The sequence below is a fragment of the Streptomyces alkaliphilus genome, assembly GCF_014141535.1.
In the GTDB taxonomy this organism is placed as follows: Bacteria; Actinomycetota; Actinomycetes; order Streptomycetales; family Streptomycetaceae; genus Streptomyces; species Streptomyces alkaliphilus.
This window is the reverse complement of sequence record NZ_VKHT01000361.1, coordinates 1-4,744: the sequence shown is the minus strand read 5'-3', so window position 1 is coordinate 4,744 and position 4,744 is coordinate 1. Positions and strand designations below refer to the sequence as shown.

Here is a 4,744-nt window from a genome sequence, read left to right as displayed (position 1 = left end):
CACCGGGACCGGGGATGTCGGAGGGCGGGGGTCAGGGCTCCGCCCGGTGCGCTCGTGGACTGCCATCGCGCACTTCCCTTCGTGGATGTGGGGGGACCGGCGTCTGCCGGTGACTCCACTGTCCTGCCGTCCCGAAGTCCCCGACAAGAGTCGGGGAAGTGTCAGAAGTGAACAATTGAGCTCTTGTTCTACATCGATGACCCGGCGTCGAGGGAAACACCGGTGGTACCGGGGACGACGCGTCGAGAAGCCGGGGGCCGGGGCCGACCTCAGCGTTCCAGCACCAGGGCGAGCCCCTGGCCGACGCCGATGCACAGCGTGGCCACTCCCGTCCCGGCGCCCGCCGCCGCCAGTTGGTGGGCGACGGAGCCCGCCAGACGGGCGCCGGAGGCCCCGAGCGGGTGCCCGATGGCGATGGCCCCGCCGCGCGGGTTGACCCGGGTCGGGTCCAGGTCGGGCCAATGGGCGAGACAACCGAGTGCCTGGGCGGCGAATGCCTCGTTGAGCTCCATCACGGTCAGGTCCCCGAGCCGGCGACCGGCCCGTCCCAGGGCCCGGTCCACCGCCTCCACCGGTCCCAGTCCGAAGAGCTGCGGTTCCAGGGCGGAGACGGCGGAGGCGGAGATGCGGGCCAGCGGCTCCCGGCCGGTGGCCCGCACCCCTTCCTCGTCGGCGAGCAGCAGGGCGGCGGCTCCGTCGTTGAGGGGGGAGGAGTTGCCGGCGGTGACGGTGCCGCCCTCGGGGCGGAAGGCGGGCTCGAGCTTCGCCATGCCCTCCGGGGTGCCGCCCTCGCGGATGGTCTCGTCCCGGGAGAGTTCGACGCCCTCGGGGGTGACCACCTCCGCGGCGTGGGCGTCGTCCTTCCAGGCTCGAACGGCACGCTCGTGGCTGGTGAGGGCGAAGGCGTCCTGGGCCGCGCGGTCGATGCCGTGGCGGTCGGCGATCAGTTCGGCCCCCTCCCCCAGCGGGACGGTCCACTCCGGTCGCATCCGCCGGTTGACCATTCGCCAACCGATGGTGGTGGAGAACAGTTCCTGATGCCCGGCGGGGAAGGCCCGGTGGGGTTTGGGCAGCACCCAGGGTGCCCGACTCATGGACTCCACGCCCCCGGCCACGGCGATGGAGGCGTCACCCAGGGCGATGGCCCGGGCTGCCTGGACCACTGCTTCCAGCCCTGAGGCGCAGAGTCGGTTGACGGTGACGCCGGGGACGGTGACCGGGAGCCCTGCCAGCAGGACCGCCATGCGGGCGACGTTGCGGTTCTCCTCCCCCGCGCCGTTGGCGTTGCCGTAGATCACGTCGTCGATGCGGGCCGGGTCGAGCCCGGGTGTGCGGTCCAGGAGGGCCCGGAGAACGCCCGCCGCCAGGTCGTCGGGGCGGAGGCCGGACAACGCGCCGCCGTATTTCCCGATCGGGGTGCGCACCGCGTCGACGATCCACACGTCCCGCACATTGCGGCTCCGGTCACTCATCTTGGGGACCCTCCCGACGGCCCCGGGTTTCCGACCGGCACCGGCCCCGAACCCGGGATATGTTCGCGTGATGAACTGTGGTTCATTTTCCTGCGCGGCGAGTCTCATTCGTCCCGGACCCGCTGTCAACGGCCGAGTCGGCGATGGGACGTGTCTCACCACCACTTCGGCGCCCCGGGAGCGGGGGCGGCGGTGAGCATCGACGGAGTGCCCACGGAGACGGTCGGCCCCTTCCTGCGCGGTCTGGCCGTGTTGGGGGAACTGGCCCGGATCCGGGCATCGGCGGTACCGGCGGGCGAACTGGCCGGGGCCACGGGCATCGCCCGTTCCACCCTGGACCGCACCGTCGGAACCCTGGCGGAGCTGGGTCTGCTGCGGGTGGAGGATCACCGGGTCGCGCCCACCGGGGCGCTGGCCCTGCCGGGCAACGCCTTCCTCGCCTCCACCCGCGGGTTGAGCGGGCCGGTCGGCTCCCTGGCCGACGCGCTGGCGGAGGAGGTGGACGAGGCGGTCGCGCTGAGCGTCCCGGACGGCGCCTCGGTCCGCCTGGCCCACCTCACCCCGCGGCGCCGGGTGGTGCGGGTGGGATTCCGGCCCGGAGATCCGCTTCCGATGGATCGAACGGCCGCCGCCGGAGTGCTGTCGGTGGGGGCCCGGCCCACCGGTGGGTCCCCTCCGCACGCCCTCGGCACCCCTGGTGTCCTCGGGGAGGGCGAGGCGGAGCCCGGATTGGTCTCGGTGGCCGTCCCCCTCCGCCCCTGGCCGGAGGAGTCCCCGGTGGGAGCGTTGAGCGTGATCTACCACCGGGGCCGGCACGACACCGATTCCCTGCGCTCCGACCTGCTGCCCCGAATGCGGGAGTGCGCCGTCGCCATGGAGGAGCGGTTGCGCTCCGACCCGGGGGTCGACGGTCCCGACGATGACCACCGATGGTTGGACGCGACCGCCCTGCACGCGGCCAAGGAGCGGCTGGGCGCCGGGTTCGTGGAGTCCCTGGCCCGCGGGCCGGCCGTGATCGTCGCCCTGGAGACGGGACGGCACGGCACCACTCCGGCGGCGGTGTCCCGGCTCCTGGACCTGCCGCGCGCGAGCGTCCGACGGGCGCTGTTCTCGCTGCGGCACACCGGGCACGCGGTGGAGGAGGCGGGTCGGTGGCGGCTCACCCCGCGAGTGCTGGGGCTGGGGCACTCCCGCGTGACCCGCATGACCCTCGCGGACATCGCGCGTCCCCATCTGGTGGCGCTGACCGCGCGGGTGGGCGAATCGGCCTCCCTGACCGTTCCCGCGGGGCCGGAGGGGGCGGAGGTCCGTTACGTGGCCAGGGTCGCGACCGAGCGGATCATGAACGCCGAGATCGGTGTCGGCACGCGTTTCCCGGCGTACCCGACCGCGAGCGGACGGGTGTTGCTGGCCGGCCGCGATCCGGCCGGCCGGGCGCGGGCCCTGCGGGCGCTCGAACCGCGACCCCTGACCCGGCACACCGTGACCGACCCGGGGCGGTTGGCGGCCCTGCTGGAGGAGGTGGCCCGGGACGGGTACGCGATGGGAAACGAGGAGTTGGAGGAGGGCCTGCGCTCGATCGCGGTGCCGGTGCGCGACGGGCGCGGCGGGGCGGGAGCGGTCGTGGCCGCCGTGAACCTGGCGATGCCCGCCGGACGGCGCGATCCGCGGCGGGCCCGGGCGGAGTTGCTGCCCGCGCTGCGACGGGCGGTCGAGGGGATCGAACGGGAACTGGCGCCGGCCGCCCGGCTGCATCGCGTGCCGACGAATTGAACCGCCGCCCCGACGGGGCCTCGGGTGGGGGCGGGGAGATGGTGCGGTCGCGGTCCGTGCGTCCGCGGCGCGGTGCCGCCCGGAAACTCCGCCCGGTCCGTCCCGGACAGGGGGCGAGCGGTTCCCGGGTGCTCACCGGCATGGTGTGGTGGTCGGCGGCGCGGACCACCACCGCCGGATCGGCGGGCCCGATGTCGCGGTGCGGCGGCGCCACCCCTCCCTCCTGAGCCACGGCCGGTCGCGGGCCGCGGGGTCCCCCGGGTGGTGGTGGGCGTCGATCAGTGACATGTTCATCTCCCCTCCCCCGCCCGGCCGGGGATCACGGGAGGTTCACCGGGCACCGGGACGCCCTCGGGGAGGAGCCCCTCCGCCCGCAGCTCGGCCCACAGCTCGGATGGCAGGGGGGTGGCGAGCGCCTCGGCGGCCTCGGTGACCTCCGCCGGGGAACGGCCCCCGGTCAACACGCCGACCACCGCCGGATGGCCGAAGGGGAAGCGCAGGGCGGCGGCGCGCAGGGGGACGCCGTGGCGTTCACAGACCTCCCGCAACCGCAGGGCGCGCTCGACCAACCGCGGTGACGCCTCGGCGTAGTCGAAGGTGGCGCCGGGGCGCGGGTCGGCCAGCAGGCCGGAGTTGAAGACGCCGCCGACCAGGACGCCGACCCCGTGGTCGAGGGCGGCCGGCAGCAGGTCGGCGAGAGCGGAGTGGTCCAGGAGGGTCCAACGCCCGGCGCACAGCACCAGATCGGGATCGGCCTCGCGGACGAAGCGGGTGAGCGGACGGGTGCTGTTCATGCCCACCCCGATCGCGGCCACCACGCCCTCGTCGCGCAACCGGTGGAGTTCGGGCATCGCCTCGTCCAACGCCTGCCGGACGTGCTCGTCCGGGTCGTGGACCAGGGCGATGTCCACCCGGTCCAGGCCGAGGCGCTCCAGGCTCTCCTCCAGGGAACGACGGATCCCGGAGGCGCCGAAGTCCCACACCCGTTCGTGGTCGGCGGGCACCGCGAAGCCGTTGGCGAGGTCGTCACCGTGGGGCGGGGGCAGGGGACGGAGCAGTCGACCGACCTTGGTGGAGAGGGTGTACTCCTCGCGCGGGCGATGGCGCAGGGCGGCTCCCAGGCGGCGTTCGGCCACCCCCAGCCCGTAGTGGGGGGCGGTGTCGAAGGCGCGGATTCCAACCTCCCAGGCGGCGTCCACGGTGGCCGCGGCCCGCTCGGCGTCCACCGGACGGTAGAGCCCGGCCAGGGCGGCGGTGCCCAGGGCCAGAGGGGTCGGGGCGATGCGTCCGGAGGGCAGGGGCCGCGCGTCCATGGCAGTCCTTTCGATGGCGGTTCCCGGTCGTCGGGGGCCGACCGCCTCCGCCGGGGCCGCCTCGGGCGGTTCGCCGGCGGCGAGGGCGGTCGCGAGGTGTCGGACGCCGCCGGCCGGGAAGGCGCCGTCGATGGTGTCGGTCACCGGGAAGAGGTCCGGCGACCGGGCGCCCTCCGTCAGGAGGGC

General features: G+C 74.8%; 3 protein-coding genes. 1 reads left to right on the top strand and 2 read right to left on the bottom strand.

What is annotated here, in order from left to right:
* Nucleotides 1-269 precede the first annotated feature (269 nt).
* Nucleotides 270-1,472, bottom strand: a complete 1,203-nt coding sequence (locus tag FNQ90_RS13005; protein WP_182606529.1) for a thiolase family protein — start codon at nucleotides 1,470-1,472, stop codon at nucleotides 270-272.
* Between the two features lie 192 nt (nucleotides 1,473-1,664).
* On the opposite strand from FNQ90_RS13005, the gene FNQ90_RS13000 reads away from it, so the two are divergent.
* Complete coding sequence (locus FNQ90_RS13000) at nucleotides 1,665-3,245, top strand: IclR family transcriptional regulator domain-containing protein (protein ID WP_182606528.1); 1,581 nt, start codon at nucleotides 1,665-1,667, stop codon at nucleotides 3,243-3,245.
* A gap of 290 nt (nucleotides 3,246-3,535) precedes the next feature.
* On the opposite strand, the gene FNQ90_RS12995 is transcribed toward FNQ90_RS13000, so the two are convergent.
* On the bottom strand, nucleotides 3,536-4,558 hold the full coding sequence (locus tag FNQ90_RS12995) for an aldo/keto reductase (protein WP_182606530.1): 1,023 nt from the start codon (nucleotides 4,556-4,558) through the stop codon (nucleotides 3,536-3,538).
* Nucleotides 4,559-4,744: the final 186 nt, after the last annotated feature.

Coding starts and splice junctions, on each gene's coding strand:
- FNQ90_RS12995 (WP_182606530.1), bottom strand. CDS start 4,558: ATGGACGCGCGGCCCCTGCCCTCCGGACGCATCGCCCCGACCCCTCTG.
- FNQ90_RS13005 (WP_182606529.1), bottom strand. CDS start 1,472: ATGAGTGACCGGAGCCGCAATGTGCGGGACGTGTGGATCGTCGACGCG.